Annotated in this window: 14 protein-coding genes; 4 read left to right on the top strand and 10 right to left on the bottom strand. The window is 53.4% G+C overall.

Features of this window, described 5'->3' with window-relative positions; translation table 11 throughout:
- Positions 1-10 precede the first annotated feature (10 nt).
- Positions 11-1,492 (bottom strand): aldehyde dehydrogenase family protein, encoded by a 1,482-nt coding sequence (locus AC5O5I_RS09415; protein WP_494512439.1) that lies wholly within the window; start codon positions 1,490-1,492, stop codon positions 11-13.
- Between the two features lie 942 nt (positions 1,493-2,434).
- Here AC5O5I_RS09415 and AC5O5I_RS09410 point away from each other — a divergent pair.
- The 3 genes from AC5O5I_RS09410 to AC5O5I_RS09400 all read left to right on the top strand — a co-directional run bounded on the left by AC5O5I_RS09410 (position 2,435) and on the right by AC5O5I_RS09400 (position 7,450).
- Positions 2,435-3,409: an AraC-like ligand-binding domain-containing protein gene (locus AC5O5I_RS09410; protein ID WP_494512438.1), complete on the top strand. Its 975-nt coding sequence runs from the start codon at positions 2,435-2,437 to the stop codon at positions 3,407-3,409.
- Between the two features lie 384 nt (positions 3,410-3,793).
- Positions 3,794-5,143 carry a carbohydrate porin gene (locus tag AC5O5I_RS09405; RefSeq protein ID WP_494512437.1) on the top strand — a complete coding sequence of 450 codons (1,350 nt, stop codon included), beginning with the start codon at positions 3,794-3,796 and terminating at the stop codon, positions 5,141-5,143.
- Positions 5,144-5,218: 75 nt separating this feature from the next.
- Positions 5,219-7,450, top strand: a complete 2,232-nt coding sequence (locus tag AC5O5I_RS09400; protein ID WP_494512436.1) for a beta-glucosidase family protein — start codon at positions 5,219-5,221, stop codon at positions 7,448-7,450.
- Between the two features lie 453 nt (positions 7,451-7,903).
- On the opposite strand, the gene AC5O5I_RS09395 is transcribed toward AC5O5I_RS09400, so the two are convergent.
- The 8 genes from AC5O5I_RS09395 to AC5O5I_RS09360 all read right to left on the bottom strand — a co-directional run bounded on the left by AC5O5I_RS09395 (position 7,904) and on the right by AC5O5I_RS09360 (position 16,599).
- Entirely contained in the window at positions 7,904-8,203 is a 300-nt protein-coding gene (locus AC5O5I_RS09395) for a hypothetical protein (protein ID WP_494512435.1), read from the bottom strand.
- A 253-nt stretch (positions 8,204-8,456) separates the two neighbouring features.
- Complete coding sequence (locus AC5O5I_RS09390) at positions 8,457-9,371, bottom strand: ketopantoate reductase family protein (RefSeq protein WP_494512434.1); 915 nt, start codon at positions 9,369-9,371, stop codon at positions 8,457-8,459.
- 207 nt (positions 9,372-9,578) lie between these two features.
- Positions 9,579-10,853, bottom strand: coding sequence for an OprD family porin (locus AC5O5I_RS09385; protein WP_494512433.1), 1,275 nt, complete (start codon positions 10,851-10,853; stop codon positions 9,579-9,581).
- 95 nt (positions 10,854-10,948) lie between these two features.
- Complete coding sequence (locus AC5O5I_RS09380; protein WP_494512432.1) at positions 10,949-12,427, bottom strand: aldehyde dehydrogenase family protein; 1,479 nt, start codon at positions 12,425-12,427, stop codon at positions 10,949-10,951.
- Between the two features lie 22 nt (positions 12,428-12,449).
- Positions 12,450-13,784 (bottom strand): MFS transporter, encoded by a 1,335-nt coding sequence (locus AC5O5I_RS09375; protein ID WP_494512431.1) that lies wholly within the window; start codon positions 13,782-13,784, stop codon positions 12,450-12,452.
- A 41-nt stretch (positions 13,785-13,825) separates the two neighbouring features.
- Positions 13,826-15,415: a benzoylformate decarboxylase gene (gene mdlC, locus AC5O5I_RS09370; protein WP_494512430.1), complete on the bottom strand. Its 1,590-nt coding sequence runs from the start codon at positions 15,413-15,415 to the stop codon at positions 13,826-13,828.
- Between the two features lie 418 nt (positions 15,416-15,833).
- Positions 15,834-16,172, bottom strand: coding sequence for a DUF934 domain-containing protein (locus AC5O5I_RS09365; protein ID WP_494512429.1), 339 nt, complete (start codon positions 16,170-16,172; stop codon positions 15,834-15,836).
- 130 nt (positions 16,173-16,302) lie between these two features.
- On the bottom strand, positions 16,303-16,599 hold the full coding sequence (locus tag AC5O5I_RS09360) for a hypothetical protein (protein ID WP_494512428.1): 297 nt from the start codon (positions 16,597-16,599) through the stop codon (positions 16,303-16,305).
- A gap of 144 nt (positions 16,600-16,743) precedes the next feature.
- Between AC5O5I_RS09360 and AC5O5I_RS09355 the strand changes: the two genes are divergently transcribed.
- Positions 16,744-17,121, top strand: a complete 378-nt coding sequence (locus tag AC5O5I_RS09355; protein ID WP_494512427.1) for a hypothetical protein — start codon at positions 16,744-16,746, stop codon at positions 17,119-17,121.
- A 146-nt stretch (positions 17,122-17,267) separates the two neighbouring features.
- Here AC5O5I_RS09355 and AC5O5I_RS09350 read toward each other — a convergent pair whose 3' ends face one another.
- On the bottom strand, positions 17,268-18,473 hold the full coding sequence (locus tag AC5O5I_RS09350; protein ID WP_494512426.1) for an alpha-hydroxy-acid oxidizing protein: 1,206 nt from the start codon (positions 18,471-18,473) through the stop codon (positions 17,268-17,270).
- Positions 18,474-18,509 lie beyond the last annotated feature (36 nt).

Here is an 18,509-nt window from a genome sequence, read left to right as displayed (position 1 = left end):
GAAAAGAGCTTTAGAAAGGGTAGCGACGAGCGCCGTGCTGCACGCTGATCCAGTGATCGGTTGTGAACTCTTCGATTGCCCAGTCACCGTTGAAGCGCCCTAAGCCAGAGTTCTTCTCTCCGCCGAATGGGGCGTGAGCTTCATCGTTCACTGGTATGTCGTTCACATGGGTCATTCCCGCATTGATTTGGCGAGCAAAGCGTGCGCCGCGCTCTAGATCGGCGGTGAAGACAGAGCTGGATAGGCCATATTCGCTGTCGTTGGCCAGCTCAAGCGCATGAGCCTCATTTCGTGCACGCTGGATACCAACCAGGGGGCCGAAAATTTCTTCTCTGGAAATCTCCATTTCGCTTGTTACATCAGTGAATACATGCGGCGGTAGCACCTGACCCACAGCCTGACCTCCGCCAACCACCAGTCGAGCACCCTCTTCCTTGGCGATCTCGATTTTCCTCAGCAATCCCTGCAGCTGCCGAGCGTTAATAACCGGCCCAACCACCGTGTCTGGCTCTTGTGGATTGCCGAACTTGAGAGCACTGACTCTCTCTACGAATCGCTCAACGAAAGCGTCATGGATGCCCTCTTCGACAATAATCCGATTTATGGCCATACATATTTGGCCCTGGTGCAAAAATTTACCCATCACAGCTGCGTTAACAGCTAATTCAAGATCTGCATCGTCAAGCACTACTAAGGGACTGTTTCCACCCAGCTCCAGGGCCACATGCTTAAGATGCTTGCCGGCTGTCGCAATCCGACCTATGTTCTGTCCAACAGGGGTCGACCCTGTGAACGAGATGAATTTAGGTACCTTATGGGCGACGAACGCATCACCGATTTTCGATCCTGCCCCCACGACGACGCTTAGGACGCCAGCCGGCAACCCCGCCTCCTCATAGATCCGTGCCAGCAGCAAGCCACCAGTAACAGGAGTGGCGCTAGCGGGCTTGATCACAACGGCATTACCCAATGCGATGGCCGGCGCAACTGATCGCTGGCTTAGATGCAGCGGAAAATTCCAAGGGCTGATAACACCCACCACCCCAAGAGGCTCGCGGTATACCCGATTTTCTTTGCCAGGAATATTCGAAGGCAAGATTCGTCCGTGTACACGCGCAGGGAACGAGGCCGACTCTAAGGTGATATTGCGCGCAGCGCCCCATTCGATTTGGGCTTTAATACGAGTGCTGCCCGACTCTCGAATGATCCAGTCAATGATTTCTTCGCGACGCTTGTCAAAAACCTGAACAACTCTGTGCATCAAGGCCGCACGCTCTCCAGGCCCTACCTGAGCCCAAGCTTTCTGAGCTTGAGCTGCGGCAGAGTATGCTTCGTCTAGATCACGATCATCAGCCATTACCATCTGAGTAAGAGAAGCACCATCGAATGGATCACTCACTTGCAGAACGTTGCTGTCTTGGCCATCTCGCCAGATTCCTGCAACGAACTGCTTGGTGAAAGGAGGATAATTGTTCTCGGCAAGTTCAGTCATTGATTACCTCTTATTGGTATTGTGTGGACGTGTACAACGCTACTCGTCCTTTGCTGCAAGGGTCTCAAGGTACTTACAAATCACGTGCCAGAAATCTCGGTCAGGCTCTATTCGCCCGCTGTCAAAGGCCCCGCCGCGGGCAAGGCGCATGAAATGGCTGTATTTGGCGGAAACCGAAGTGATCAATGTAAGAATTTCGTTAACAAAATTCTCAAACCGACTGGCTTCCAACAGCTAACCATCAATGCGCATTCTCTTAGTTGATGTCAGCGGGAAGTCACGCAGCCGAACCCCACCTCTGCAGCTTGTCTCATCAGACCCTCATCGCTGGGCTAATTGTACAATCCGAGGTCTATGGCCTATCCCTGAGGCAACCGACATGAAACTGGAGCCTATAATTTGTTTCTAGAGCTACAGGCGGCATGCTGCGCCACGCGAAATAGCCAAACGGTTCGAGATACTAACGAATACCACCCGAAATTAGATGCACAGCGAAGAATTTAAAGTCCGGCACAGTTGTGTCGACACTGCTTTTAATGAGAGGCGCACTATCCGTCAAGCTGCTTGCAAGCTTCTCCGGAATATTAGCATCAACAAACTCAGCTCTTCATGGCATAGTATTATGGCTGGATGATCTCACGCTGGAGTACAAACAGTTACCACTTTATGCGCAGGATGCAAAGCTTGTATTTCAAATATCAAAATAAATACTTGCTCGGCAAGCCCCCAACCAAAACCCACAGAATCCCAAGGGATTACCGTTAGTAACATTCGTTACCCCTAAGGCCACAAGCATGTATCGACTGAATTATTCAGTAACCGAATTCAATCTTTATTTGATCCAGCCTCCTAGAATATTTGATCCATTAGGTCATTAAGGGTGCATTCATTAATGGCTTAATTTTTGCGTGACGTCCGCAAGGTAACCAGCAGGAGCGAGCTATGACCCAGCAGAGGGTGATTTCAACCGTCGACCTTCCGCCTAATGAACGCGTTGAATTCTGGCACGATTCAGTACGCCGGCATTTTGCGACGTTAGACATTGGGGTGCACCAAGATGAGATCTTGAAAGGCTTTCGCTCTACGATGGTGCACGCCTCGCTTGGACCGCTTGACCTTATCAAATTAGATGCTTGCAAACACGGCGTGAAACGCGACTACAGAAAAATTATAGCCGACAGCAATCGTAAAGATTACTTCATCTTTAGCCTTCAACAGTGCGGAGTAGGCATGGTTGAGCAGGAGGGTCGGAAGACCGTCATCCAGCCAGGAGAGGCCGTCATACTTGATACCTCACGACCCTACTCATTTGATCATAATAGCGACTTCACTAAGTGTGTAGTTCGTATTCCTGCACACCTTATGAAGAAGCATTTTTCACGCCCAGATAGGCTCTGCGCAGTGAAAATACCTCATAACACAGTTAGCTTACGCCTGCTCTCCACCTACCTTCGCGGCCTCGCCGATGACTACAACGCGCTGCCAGCAACCGCCACGGATAGTTTTTCTAATGCGCTGCTTGAGATGTTAAGCGGAACATTGCGTGAACTCCCAGAATGCAAGATGGCGAATGATTCGACACTGAAAAATTATCACTTAGAAGAGATAAAAAGAACAATAGCTAACGAGCTTGCCAACCCTAACCTCGGCGCAGAGTTTTTGGCCGAACGTATGGGCCTCTCGATTAGCAGCATTTACAGAGTTTTCGCATCCGAATCAACCTCGCTCATTCAACATATATGGAACTCTCGGCTACAGCAGTGCAACAACGAATTACTTAGCGAAACGTACGCGAAGCTTTCGATAACCGAAATAGCATTCAAATGGGGATTCAATAGCAGTGCACACTTCAGTCGGGCGTTCAAGTCGCTCTATGGAGTAACGCCCAGCGCTCGCCGTAAGCATCATGAGCATTAGACCATTTTTAGACCCGCTTCAGGTCTCACGGACTGACTCAAGAGCGCTTCAAGGCTTCTCTCCCCCTCCTCTACGCAATCATCGCCAACGCCATCTCACTCAGTACGAGGAGAGGTCTGTAGACCGGTAAGCCTTCAGCCACCTCGCGTGGTTCAAGCGACAGCACATGCCTTCGGCTCATATTCCATCACCTAGGAGGTGACTGTGTGATGGCCGTCGCGAATCCTGCAGGCTCCCATCGTGAAGCGGCAATGCACCGTTTCGGCCCAACCTCCTCGTTTTCTCAATCAAAAATAGCAAGAAAACCAAGCAAATCTGGCCTAGACCACGCTCGCACAATAGCGCCTCAACACGTTCGGTTAGCAGCGCTGCGGAGCTAGAATAATGGCAATAAGAAAATTGGTAGCGGGCTCGGTGGGAGCGCTTTGTCTGCTCGGGGGAGCAAGTTCGTCGTTGGCCGCTGGGGCTTTCGACGCTAATTCACCGTACATGTTGGGTGACCTGGGGGGGATGCGGGATGAGCTGGCGGAGCACGGTGTATCGCTTCATCTGTCCTATCTGAACGAGGCTGCTCGCAACCTCCACGGTGGGTATGATGATCATCGTAAATCCGTGTATTCGGATCAAACCACACTGATGCTGGGATACGATCTTAACAAAGACTGGGGAGTTGACGGCAAGTGGAGCTTAGCCATCACGAACCGGAACAACGGTGAGCTACTTTCAACTGAACGCCTTTACGACCCCAGAGGGCCAGTCACCAACCTGTCCCAAGAGGTGTGGGGTGGCGGTTCCTACACCCGTATCACTCACCTCACTTACCAGCAGAACTTCCTCGACAACCAGTTTTCAATTCGGGCTGGCCGGATGTCCCCCACAGAGGAGTTTTTCCCTGCTAGCCCTTACGTCTGTGATTTCCAATCCCTTACCAACTGCGGCACGGTACCAGGCATCAACTCGATCTGGTACGGCTGGCCAGTGGCGTCTTGGGGTGCTGCCGGCACTTGGCGCATTACTCCTCATGTGTATGTCAAGCTTGGCCTCTATCAGCAAAGCCCCAAAAACAATGACCACTCACGGGTAACGTCCTTCAAGACTGAAGGTGGCGAGGGTGAAATCGTGCCAGTGCTGGTCGGCTGGACTCCTCGCTGGGGCGATAAGCAATATAAGGGCAATTACTTTGCGGGCGTGTTTTACAGCAACGTACACACCGACGATGTTTACGAAGGGAAAAACGGCGGTGCCCAGGCCCTTGACCCTTCCGCAGGTTACTTGAAACGAAACAGCCGCAAAGCGGCCTGGTTCTACCTGGGCCAGCAAGTAACCGGCCCGGGAGGAGATAGTGCTGAAGGTCTAAATGTCTACTTCAACGGTGAGATCAATGACAGTGAAACTTCAATAACTCACTACGTGGTCGGAGCAGGCTTGTATTACAAGGCGCCGTTCAGCTCCCGTTCTAACGATGTCGTTGGCTTCGGCTCAGTCTTTTCCAAAACCAATGATCGCTGGGACAAAAATCGCCAGTTGAGTAATGAAATCAACGGTTTCAACGATCTTGACGCCGCATTCGCGCCTTCGGTCAGCCATGAGGTTACCACCGAGCTGTACTACCGGTTCCAGGCAACATCTTGGCTCTATTTGCAGCCAAATATCCAGCATTACAAAAATCCAGGCTCTGTCTCATCCGTTGATGACGCTTGGGTAGCGGGATTCAGAACAGGTATCACATTCTAAGCAACAGCTTGCTTTGATTACTTGGCCCCGTGACTTCCTGCAGTGATCTATGCACCATGGTTTTGGAGTTACCCCATGTTAAACAGTAAATGTCTTCGTGCAGCTATAACACTCGCCACCCTGACCTGTGGTGCCGCAGCCTTGGCGGACTCCTCCCGCCCATGGCTAAACCCGCAACTAGGCGCCGATGAGCGCGCACAATTGCTGGTCAACGCCTCGTCCAAAGACGAGCAGTTAGCTCGCGTGCGAAGCGAAATGGCTATGCCAATCCTCGGTTTCACGGTGCCTGACGGTGCCTTAGGGTCGGCGGCTTTTGTTCCCGCGGATAAAAAATATGGCATTCCGGCGCTGCAAGTTACCGATGCCAGCCTGGGTGTGGCGAATCCCGGAAACGTAAGGCCCGGGGACGGTGGCACGCCGCTTCCGTCAGGCTTGTCGCTGGCTGCCAGCTGGAGCCCAAAGGTCGCCTACGACACAGGCGCCATGATCGGAAATGAAGCCTGGCGCAAGGGCTTCAACATCCTTCTCGCCGGCGGTATTAACCTTGCTCGCGACCCGAGAAATGGCCGAAATTTCGAGTACTTCGGTGAAGATCCTCTGCTCGCAGGGGTCACCGCGGGTGAAAGTATTCGCGGCATTCAAAGCCAGCATGTGCTCTCCACCATCAAGCATTTCGCCATGAACAACCAGGAAACCTCTCGATATGGGCTGAGCGCCAATATCAGTGAAAGGGCCATGCGTGAAAGCGACCTCCTCGCTTTTCAGATCGCTATCGAGAGGGGCCAGCCTGGTGCAGTAATGTGCGGTTACAATCGGATCAACGGGGTTTATGCCTGTGAGCACCCAGACCTCCTTCAGCGCATCCTGAAAGACCGCTGGAAGTATCGGGGTTTCGTGATGTCGGACTGGGGGGCAGTTCACAGCGTTGAGGCTGCTCTCAAAGGTCTGGACATCGAGATGGGAACCCAGCTTGATAGGATGCTTTATGGCGACATCCCATTCGATAAGCCTCTGGCAGCCAAAGTCCAGAGCGAGAAGCAGTACCAGGAACGACTGGCAGACATGAACCAGCGCATTCTGCGCTCCATTTTCGCAGCCGGCCTTGTCGATCATCCTCCGATCAAAGGTGACGTTGACTATGGTGTGAGCCGAGAAGTAGCTCGAATTGCGGCACAAGAAGGCAGCGTGCTCCTGCGTAACGAGAAGCAAGCGCTGCCTATCCCTAAATCGACCAAACGTATTCTGGTAGTCGGTGGGAACGCCGACGTCGGCGTCTTGTCAGGAGCAGGGTCGGCACAGGTGGTGGAGCCTGGCGGGCCAGCACTGTCCATTCGCACCGGGGGCGAAGGTATTTTCGCAAGCCTTCGCGATCAGGTCTGGCACCGCTCCTCCCCATTGTTAGAGCTCAAAAAAGCACTGCCAGGCACGACGATAACGTTTAACGATGGTCGCTCCCCGGGCGAAGCCGCAGCACTTGCGAAGAACGCCGATGTGGTTATCGTCTTTGCAACTCAATGGATGATGGAAACGTACGATACCTATGACCTAAATCTGCCCCAGGGCCAAGATGCAGTCATTGATGCGGTCGCTAGCGCAAACCCTAATACTGTAGTCGTCCTGGAAACCGGCGGCCCAGTGGCAATGCCTTGGCTTAAGAAGTCAGCTGCCGTGCTGCAAGCCTGGTACCCTGGCGCCGAGGGCGGTCGTGCCATTGCGGATCTGCTGACAGGCGTCGTCAGCCCTTCCGGTCGCTTGCCGGTCACATTCCCAGAAAGCCTCGCTCAATTGCCACGCCCTGAGGTTCCGGGTTTCGGCGGAAATGACCATGCCAAAATTGATGTTGATTACAATATTGAAGGCGCAGACGTTGGATACCGCTGGTTTGCGCGAAAGGATGCGAAGCCGTTGTTCCCGTTCGGATACGGGCTTACCTACAGCACCTTCAGCTATGGTGACCTGAAGGTTGAATCCACTCAGCCACTCAAGCTCAGCGCAACTGTAACCAATACCGGCAAGATCTCCGCGAAAGATGTCCCTCAGATCTATCTGAGCGCGGTACCTGGACGTGCGGAACAGCGCCTTTTGTCGTGGGATAAGCTCTCTCTTAAGCCTGGCGAATCGCAACGCGTAACGTTCACCGTGGATGATCGCCTGCTGGCAGATTTCGATGCAGGCAAACAGCAGTGGGTGATTGCTGAAGGTACCTACAGCGTTGCGCTTGGACATTCCGCTAGTGATTTGGTAGCTAATGTGAACGTCGACCTAGCCGGCTCGAGCTTCGCAGACAAAGAAGTCAGCACTCGCTGATCTTGATGTACTGGCTGCATCTGAGTCGCATCGCGATCAGTGCAGCCTAGCTCTGAACATCCCACTTAGGCTAGCGTTCGCTTATTTGCTTCGCTAGCCATTTTTTGAATTGCTCCACCAACTCAGCCTCAACCAATGGTGACAAATACTCAACAATTCAATACATGTTCACCCTTTCTCAGCAGCACTCTCAAATTTGGGTCGGGTTGGGCCAGCTACCCGCCAATAAAAAGAGCAACACAAATGAGGACATGAATTGGACAGGTGGTTTCGGGGGGGCATACGCTATCTCTCCTTCCGATGCTTCTCCCGAAGAAGCTCCCGCCTCCGGTGACCTTAAGGCTGCCGAATACTTGGGCCAGCGTGTTGCAAGCTTGAGTTTGCGCCTGGCTAGATAAGGATCATTGAGGGGGAGCCGGCCTCTATTGCGCTCCCCTTTTCACTCTCCGAACGCTATGCCCGTTTCACTTGCTCCTCGGCTTCGCGCCTTAACCACGACAGGTATGCCCTCGCCCGTCTATGCCCCAGTGAATCTCCATCGATTGCCTGCAAACTTGAATCGATCGCGATGGTGTTCCCACGGGCTACCTCGATAAGAATGGGACGGATTATTTCGCCTGCGTGATCTTTCAACAAGGCTTGGCGAACCTCGATGATGGCCAGCCCTCTCATCTGAGCCGCCAGTGTTGTATCGAGAAACTTCCGCTGCATTTCGGGCGAGCTCGCTGCCAGGGCACTTGCGTGCTGCAGCATGTCTCTTGTCCGGCTTTCCAGCCGGTGACGAATGATGGCGAGTCGCGCTGGATGTGTCGTGGTAGGAGAAATTCCCACCGGGCACTGCCCCTTTATTTCTCAGCCCGGCTTGGTAGCTTCTCTTATCAATCGTGAGGCAGTCAGTTGCTAACCCCGAATCTCTGAAGCCCTTTGCACGCTAGATTGCTGAATTAGCACGGATCTTACAGCGCAGCCGGTAGCATGCTTGGCATCGGCTGCTTTGTAAGAGCCCTTAGTATTTGCTTTCGATGAGCTTGACCAGGTTTGTAACCGTTCTCAGAACCGGCGTGTCTACCCCGAACTGACGTCCGCGGTCGGCAGCCGCACCATTGATGAAGTCGATTTCCGTGGGGCGACGCGCTTCAATATCCTGGAGCATTGACGGTTTGTGGGAGGCATGATTCTTGAAGGCGTACTCAACTGATGCTGCTACTCGGTCACGCTGAGCATCAACTCCGCTGGCTTTCGCCACAGCTACAGTTTCCTCGATAATTTCCGACGCAACCGCCCTTCCATGCTCCGAGCCCCCAACCTCTCCCACTGTCAGACCGCTCACAGCGCACAGGGCATTGAGCGCGCCATTAAAGGCGAGCTTCTCCCAGATCGCTACTTTCACGTCGGAATCAGCACGGCACGGCAAACCGGCATCACTCAAGGCAGCTGCAATGCGATGCACTCCTGGCTCATCCTTGCCGCTTGCACTCCAAATAGAAATATGACCGGATCCCTGTGTGCGCACAACGCCGGGCTTGACCAAGTCTGCAGGAAAATTGGTCATACCCACCATAATTTGCTCACGCTTCACAACTGCTGCGATCCGTTCATCGTTGCCCAAACCATTTTGAGCAGACAATACCCATGATTCAGGGCCGATCAGATGTGCTGCCGACTGTATGGCTGCGGCGGTGTGAAATCCCTTTGTGAAAACGATGAGCAAATCATAAAGACCGTCAAAATCTTGAGCGCGGCCAACCGGTAATCTTAACGCATTGGATTCGTGGCCGTAGTGCAAGACTAGTCCTTGCTGTCGGATGGCGTCGATAGTTGCCTGAGATTCATCTATCAGTGTGACATCCTGGCCACTCATCGCTAAGCGTGCACCGAATAGGCCACCCATAGCCCCGGTTCCAATGACTGCAATTCTCATAGCATCCTCGCTCTAAATGTTTTTCGTACGTTTCAAACACATGAAAGCGTCAGCTTGAAGCAAACTCTATTACCCTATCCGTTGCGTGAGCAATTCATCGTGTATAGGTATGCGCCTGAGACGTTCAGTGAACTGCCTACACCTTGTACGCCCACAGCAACGTAATGATGGTGATGAAGAAAATCAACCCTTTACCAAAGCAGAAAATCAGAACTTGTAGGTATAGGTCGTGAGGATTCGATTCTCGTCATAATCGGCGCCTGCCAAGGTCGCCGAGCCATAACGAGTTTTAACATCGATGTGACGCCATTCGAAGCCAAGCCCCGCCAGCGGGCCACTTTGAATCACATAGTTGATAACCAAATTCATTTCGCTCTCGACATTCTTGTCAAGGTCGCCTCCCCGATCAATGCCCGTGCCTCTCATATAACGGGTCATCAGGCGCAACCCTGGCAAACCTGAAGCAGCGAAGTCGTAGTCATAACGCGCTTGCCAAGAGCTTTCATTTGGTTTGAAGAACCCCAGCGTTGACCAGTTAACCAGGAATGGTTGAGGTGCATAGCCATTGAATACAGGAAATCCGTCGTCACCCAACATTCTCTGATAGCCAACCGTGAATGTGTGCCCGCCTTTCTTAAGGGCTGTCATTGCACCATAAGCCTGGTTGTCTATATCTCCATACAGCGCTGCACCATCTTCAGTATTGTGATAGTAGCGAAGATCCGTTTTCAAGGAATAGCCGTCACCTAGTGAGAGAACGTGCGCTAGCCCAAAGTAGTTCTGCTTATAAATGTCTTCCAACTGGCCGTGAAAATAGGTTGCCGACAGCGACGGACTCAGCTCATATGTGCCACCCGCGAAATTAAGACCGTCACTACGGGCCACCCGCCCGCTACCTACCATCAAATAAATCTTCTCTTTATTTGAGGATTCACGCGAAGCTATCTGGGTAATCCTGCCTGCCGTGAGGCTCAGCCCATCTATTTCTTTGGACTCGACAAGCGCACCTTGATAAGTAGTGACCAGCTGTCGAGAGTCGTCGATATAGGCCACGGGGAGCATAGGACGGAGCTCGCCAATTTTTATATCTGTCTTGGAGAAACGCGCCTTAGCCGTCACGCCTGTACGACCGTAGTCCCTTGCTTGAGATCCGCTTGAGGCGTGATAGGGCAACACGGAGTCTGGCCCCCGGTTTCCACCACCGTCTAACCGATACGCCCACTGGGAATCGACGTCAAGACCAAACTTCAGTGGGCCATCCGTGTAGCCAGAAACCACACGTAGATCGAAACCCTGACTCCAGCTTCCTACCCTAGATTTGGGTGCATCGGACTGATGGAAGTCACGGTCAATGTAAGCGTTACGCATTCCAAGACTTACCTGAGTGTCGTCCAAGAAAGCAGCGTAAACATTGGAAAATGGACTTGCAGCGTATATGCCCACGACAAGCGCGCCATACAACCCTTGAGGGAAGTTAGCCATTACAATCACCTTTATTATTTTTGAATGGCGAACACCGTCTAGCCCCCGGCGAGGGGAGCTAGCGGGAGATGCTTAGATTTTTAAAACCAAGTAAATCAGAATGGATACTTTCGAGGAATGCTTTGAACACTTATCCAGTGGTCAGTGGTGAACTCTTCGATCGCCCAATCACCATTGAAACGACCTAGTCCTGAGTTTTTCTCGCCCCCGAACGGCGCGTGAGCTTCATCATTGACTGGAATATCATTGACATGTGTCATGCCAGCTTTGATTCGCCTGGCGAATCGCGCCCCACGTTCAAGGTCACCCGTGAAGACTGCGCTCGACAGGCCAAACTCACTGTCATTAGCGAGCGAAAGAGCATGCTCTTCATCATCGGCCTTTTGAACCCCTACCAAAGGCCCAAAAATCTCGTCCTTGGCGATTTCCATAGTCGCCGTCACGTCGACAAACACATGCGGTGGTAGCACCTGACCGTTTGGCTCGCCGCCAACCACAAGCTTGGCCCCCTCCTCGTGTGCCCGATTGATTTTATCGAGCAGACCCTGAAGCTGTTTTTGATTAATTACAGGGCCAACAACTGTGTCCGGCTGGCTAGGGTCGCCGACCTTGAGTGCTTTGACCCGGGCCACGTATTTCTCAATGAAAGCATCATAGATGGGGCTTTCAACGATGATACGGTTGATCGCCATGCAAATCTGGCCTTGGTGCAGGAATTTACCCATGACAGCCGCAGAAACAGCTTGGTCTAGGTCAGCATCTGCCAGAATGACGAATGGACTGTTGCCGCCCAGTTCAAGTGCTACATGTTTGAGGTGCTTTCCACCACTTGCGATACGGCCAATGTTTGCACCCACCGGTGTCGAGCCAGTGAAAGAGATAAATTTTGGAATCGGATGTTCAACGAACGCATCACCGATCTCGGCACCAGGGCCTACCAGGACACTGATCACCCCCGCCGGGACGCCCGCTTCCTCGAAAATTCGTGCGCTGAGCAGGCCACCGGTTACCGGAGTGTCGCTTGCTGGTTTGATCACGACCGCATTACCGAGTGCAAGTGCAGGAGCAACGGAACGCTGAGTCAGGTGGAACGGGAAGTTCCAAGGGCTGATCACGCCGACAACACCCAGTGGCTCTCGGTAGACACGGTTCTCTTTGCCCGGAACGTTCGATGGCAAGATGCGCCCGTGGACACGCGCAGGGAACGAAGCCGACTCCTGCGTGATACTCCGCGCCGCGCCCCACTCAATTTGCGCTTTGATTCGGGTTGAGCCCGACTCCTTGATAATCCACTCTACGATCTCTTCTTTACGCTCGTCGAAGATTTGCACTGCTCGCAGCATGATTCCTGAGCGTTGAGCAGGGCTCATCTCGCGCCAGGTTTGCTGAGCTTCCTGGGCTGCGATGTAGGCCTCGTTAAGATCATCACGGTTCGCTTGCTCGATCTGAAGCAAGGTTTCACCGTTAAAAGGATTGGTGACTTGCAGAGGCCTGCCGGCGCGCCCTTTGCGCCATTGACCTGCGATTGGCAACAGATCCAGGTTGGTATAACGAGCGTTTTTTTGATCGCCCATAAGTAGTCTCCTTGTCTCTAAATCAAGAATGCGCGTCAATGGCGCTTGCACGGATGTCAGAACGTTCTTTGGCTGCTTTCTTTACCAGGACGATTGCAAAAATTGCGATTACGCCTGGTGCAGCACACAGTAGGAAGTTCAACTGAGTAGGCAGGTTCAGACTGAGCATGACGCCCCCCAGGGTAGGCCCTGCCACCCCGCCAAAGCGTCCGATCGCTGAGCACCAGCTCACACCGGTACCGCGGATGGTGCTTGGATACTGTTGTGCTGCGAATGCATGAATGACTGCCAAAGTGCCGATGGTGGTCGCCCCTGCAATCAGCAACATGATATTCAGAACGATAGGGCCCGGCTTGACGCCCAAGGTGCTCAGGGACACCACAGCCAACGCAAAGAACAGGATGAGCGTAGGCTTGCACCCCCACCGGTCAGCCAGCCAGCCGCCCCCCAACGCACCAACGGTAGCGCCCAGGTTAAGGATGACGAGGAACATCAAGCTCGACCCCAGTGGATAGCCAGCAGCAACCATGATTTTGGGCAGCCAGGTATTCAACCCGTAGACCATCAGCATGCACATGCCGAAGCCCAGCCAGAGGAAAATTGTCCCGACTGCTCTCCCATCGCTAAACAAGCCAGACAAGGGAGTGCCCGAATTAGATTTCGCTGGAGGCTCCATGCGAACACTGCGGACGTCAACTTCTGGGTCGAGGCGTTGGAGCAGGATCGCAGCTCTGCCTTCGTCTTTGCTCAGCAGGAAAGCTAAAGATTCAGGCAGCTGCCGGTACATCCATGGCATCGCAAGCAGCGGCAGACCACTCACAAGGAAAGTCGCCTCCCAGCCGAATCGAGGAATGATCCAGATCGCCACCAAGGCTGATGCCATTGCACCAATGGAGTAGAAACTCAGCATTATCGTTGTCAGCGTGCTACGACGATTGGCAGGCGCTAAGTCGCTCATCAGAGCGACAATATTTGGCACTGCAGCGCCTAACCCCATCCCGGTCACAAACCGCAGGACTGCGAAGCTTGGCACATCCCAGGCTGCTGCCGTGGCAAGTGCGCAAACGCTTGTCAGGGTCATGGAACTCAAGATGATCTTGCGGCGCCCATAACGGTCTGCCAAAGGCCCGATGAGAACCGCGCCGAACATCATGCCGAAGAGTGCAGCACTTCCCATCCAGCCTGCGTGAATGGGCGAAATCGCCCACTCCTCCATCAGCCGTGGCACAACTGAGCCATAGATGACCAAGTCATACCCATCGAACAACATGATGAAGGAACACCAGAAAAGGAGTCCGTAGTGCAAACGCCCGAGCGGGGCGTTCGCGGCAACTGATAGCGCGCTTTGAGTAGACATAATGATTCTTCTATTGTTGTTATTGGATTTGGAACACTTTTTTAATGAGGCTGGATAGTTACTGTTGGCACCTCAATAACTGTTGGCTCATTCGAATCCAGTGCCTCACGCAGAGCTGCTTCAAAAGACGCTCGCGAATCGGCATTTACTGCCTTGACCCCATAACCTTTGGCGATGGCGCAGAAGTCGAGCCCTGGAACGTCCAAACCAGGTGCGTTATCAACCTCCAGCACACCCGCAAACCAACGCAGCGCGCCATAGGTACCGTTTTTCAAAATCACGAAAACGACGGGAACCTTGTACTGCGCAGCAGTCCACAGCGCGGTGATGCCATAGTTCGCCGAGCCATCGCCAATCAACGCCACCACACGGCGATTGGGTTCAGCCAACTGGACACCCACCGCAGCTGGCAGTCCAAAGCCCAAACCGCCCGCCGCAGGGAAGTAGTAACTACCTGGATGCTGCAAATTCATCCGCTGCCAGAAGGCCGTAGTGGTGGAAGTCGACTCCTTAACGTAAATGGCGTCAGACGGCGCCACTGCATCGAGAACATCAAACAAGCTCTCCGGGTGCAGACGGTTGGGTTCATCGGCAGCAACAGGAGCAATTCTCAAGGCTGGTGGGTAGTCGCAATTGCGCTGCTCAACTGCTTCGGCTAGTTCGCTGAGCGTTGCCCGAATGTTGCCTATCAGCGAGTCACCCATTGGTGCGCGAGCGGCTTCATGCGGATCAGAAGTGATTTGAATCAGCCGTGCACCTTCTGGTAGATAATTCCCTGGCGCATATTGGTGATAGCGGAATACGGGCGCACCAACGACCAGGATCAGATCATGGCCATCAAGGATCTTGCTGATTCCAGCGATGGCGGCGGGCAGAACACCTCGGAAACCTGGGTGGCGAGTGGGGAATGGGCAGCGAGAAGCTGATGGGGCAACCCAAACAGGAAGACGCAGCTTGTCAGCGAGCATGACTGCGGCGTGATTGGCACGGGTGGCGTCAACATCCGGGCCCAGCACCAAGACTGGGTTTTTGGCAGAGTTCAAGCGCTGAGTGAGAATAGCGAGCTGCCTGGCATCCGGCAGCCCCGCAACCTGTACGTCACGATCAACCAAATGCTCCACACCAGCTGGGGCAGGTTGTTCCCAATCGTCATAGGGAATCGAGAGGTAAACGGGTGCCTTAGGTGGCGTAGTCGCTGTATGGATAGCCTGACTCAATGCGCGCGGAACATCTTGAGCTGTGGCCGGCTCGTAACTCCACTTCACCAGAGGCTTAGGAAGCTGCGGCGCGTCCACGTTCGCCAACATCGCCTCCACACCGATCATCGATCGAACCTGCTGCCCAGCAGTAATGACCAAGGGGCTATGGGAGTACCACGAATTGGTCAAGGCACCCATGCCATTACCGGTACCAGCTGCCGCATGTAGGTTGACGAACGCTGGCATACCGCTCGCGAGGGCGTAGCCATCCGCCATGCTGACTACCGCGCCCTCATGCAGGCCCAGGATGTATTGGAAATCTTCGGGAAAATCCTTCAGAAATGGTAATTCGTTAGAGCCTGGGTTGCCGAACATGGTTGTCATGCCGTATCGGCGGAGCAGCGCGTAGGAAGCGGAATGGATTGTTTTCACTTGGAGGATTCCCGTTGGTACGTGACGGGAACACTGTAAAAATTGACCGCGCATCGAGCAAATCAATGTTTTATGGTGGCCACATAAGGGTTTTTTATTTACCCCTTCGCTATTGCAGCCCTGACAGGCAATAGAGCATGGCTGGACTCACGCGTCGCCTTCGATCGGTAGGCATGTCATCTCCCCGTACGACGTTTCCAGCAAAAATTTTGAAATGCGGACAGATCGATGGAAGCGCCATGTCAATTTGGTCAGTTCAAGACTCGCCAAATCGATCCTGGTGTCATCGAGCATAAAGCTCCTGCAAAAAACGCAGGAGCCCCGCAATCCAGGCACCCTTTAGCCGATGAGCTGATCTCCTCAGTAGGTTGACGACACTAGTTGCCGAAGCTGGAGTACACCCTCACTCAAGCTGCCTCTACGACACACTACTGCTGGAGATCTTTTCAAGAAAAGTACGTGGTCGGGTCTTCCCGCCTCGCAACAGTGCCGCCTCCTGCCAACGTTCAAGAGGAACATTCTCAGGTGCGAGGAGACTGGTAAAGCCGCATTCCAAAAGCATCGCAAACTGATCCGGCAGCATTGGGCCTGCCGCTCGGATATCGCCATCGAAACCATGACGCTCCCTCAACAGCCTTGCCCAGGTGAAACCCCGACCGTCCCGCGATTTTGGAAAATCGACCACGATCACGCTGACGAAACCTAGCAGAGGAACGACCATGCTTATGTCGCAATCCCCAGCCACTCTCAAACCCATTGCAGGGCGGCAAAACGCCTGTGTTTATTCACTCCATCGCTCAAGAGGGACGACAGTTTGCGGATCACTTGCCAACTCTTGCTCCATGGTCAAATAAACGCACGGATCAAGCCGAGGTAAGCCTTCTCTATCAAGCAGCATCACGCAGCACCTCCTTGAATACGTCGATCCCAACGCGACGATAAGTATCGATGAATCTCTCGCCAGCCTCGCGCTCTCGCAGGTAGATGTTGATGATCCTTTCGACGACGTCAGGGATATCTTCAAAGCTGACTGACCGCCCCAGAATTGATCCCACCGCCGCATACTCTGCAGCACTCCCACCCAGGCTGATCTGGTAGTTCTCTTTGCCTGCTTTATCCAGACCCAAGATGCGTACCGTCACCTCCTCACGGACGCACCTGCACCAATTGCTTGCCATACGCATGGGGAGCATACCTTCTACTTGGCGTCCCTCTCCAAATGCCTGTGGCCGTCCCTTAGAACTTCGTTCGTCACTCCACCTAGAGGCCAGTCATCTGAGAAGCTTCTGTCGACATTGCGCGCCTCAAGCATAGGGTGCTCGACATTAATGCTGGCCCTTGTAGAGCAATGGATTCGCTCGGGTGTCGCCAAGGATTTGATCATTGAAATTCAGAGAGAGGCTCGCGCCAGGCAGCGCCTCGCTCGTTCAATTATCACTCAACCGTTTCATAGCCACCCAACGGGCATACATATCTGGCTGCCATTGCCCAGTCACTGGAACCACGAAGCTTTCACCCACACGCTCGATCAGATGGGCGTCAATATCGCGAGCGCTGAGTCATTCAGCGTCACTCCCACTACTCCCAATGCAGTTCGCATCTCACTCGGTGGAGCCGAGGATCAAAATGCGCTTGCCGTTGCATTGCGAAGGATTCAGGTCTTGATCCAAGAGGATCGGAGACGAAGCTCGATGGCATTCGTTTAGGAGGAGACTGGCTACACAAGCGCAGTGACTTAAAGGGCAGCATCGTACCGAGGGGGCGGCAGGTAATACATAGACCGCATCTCCTCGGCATAGCACCCAGGGTTCTTGACTTAACAATCAACTGGATAATGGCCATTCAGGCCACATCACCGCTCCACTACATAGTGCGGTGACAACTCCCTCACCGACGCACAACCCATATTGGCCAACGTACGGCTCATCTCGTCTTTGAAGATGCTGAGTATTTCGGTCGCGCCCTCTTCACCGGAAGCTGCCAGGCCGTATAGCAGTGGACGGCCAATCAGTACACCACTTGCTCCTAACGCGAGTGCTTTTACCACGTCAGAGCCACGCCTGAAGCCACTATCGATCAGTACTTTTCCCGGATGTGCAGAAGCAATCGCTGGCAGTGTTGCCATGGGGGAACAGCACGAATCTAGCTGTCGCCCGCCATGATTGGAAAGGATCACGCCATCTGCGCCCAGCTCGATGCAGCGTGATGCGTCATCGGGATGAAGGACACCCTTTACAAGAAGGCGATGCGGCCATATTTGACGCAATCGCTTGAGCGCTTCCCAATCAAAACTGGCGTCCATGCTGCGGGAAAGAAGCGCAGCCTGCAGCTCCATGTCATAGGCATCTTTGTTCGCGAAGTTCGCCATCTGTGGCATCCCTCCCATCAACAACTGCATAGACCACCTAGGGTGCAGCATTCCGTCCAGCATCACCTTGGGAGTGTATTTGAAGGGAAGACCGAAGCCGCTGCGCAGATCCCTTTCACGCTTCCCGTTCACCGCAACGTCAGTGGTCAAAACCAGGGTTCGGTAGCCTGCTTCCCGAGCACGTGCAACAAGTTGCTCAGAGAGTGAAGGATGAACGACATAGAGCTGAAACCAGAGCTCACCACCGACCTGATCTGCCACCTCTTCGATCGAGGCATTCGCTGCGGTTGAGAGAATGAAGGGAACACCCGCCTTTTTGGCTGCACGTGCCAATGCAAGATCACCTTTTGGCCAGAAGGCGCCGTTGAGGCCCATCGGAGCAACCATCACGGGTAGAGACTTGCTGTGGCCAAACACATCGGCGTTCAGGCTGCGATCTGAGACATCGACCAAGCGTCGAGGCATGATCTCTAATCGATCAAATGCATCCCGATTTCTGGAGAGCCCCTTCTCGTCATCTGCACCGCCCTCCAGATAGTCGAACACCATCTTTGGAAGACGTCGGCGAGCCAGCTGCCGGTAACCTTCTACGTTGAAAACTGAGTTCATAAGTCCCTCGAGCAGCTTAAGCGGATAAAAATGCACTCTAAAAAAGCGCAGCCCCTTGATCAAATTGATATTTGATCGCATCAATATAAATACTGTCTATGGGCAAGGTAAGAAAGT

The sequence above is a fragment of the Pseudomonas sp. 9_2_1 genome (assembly GCF_059295275.1).
The sequence above is the reverse complement of the archived record's forward strand: the minus strand, read 5'-3'. Positions and strand labels throughout refer to the sequence as shown.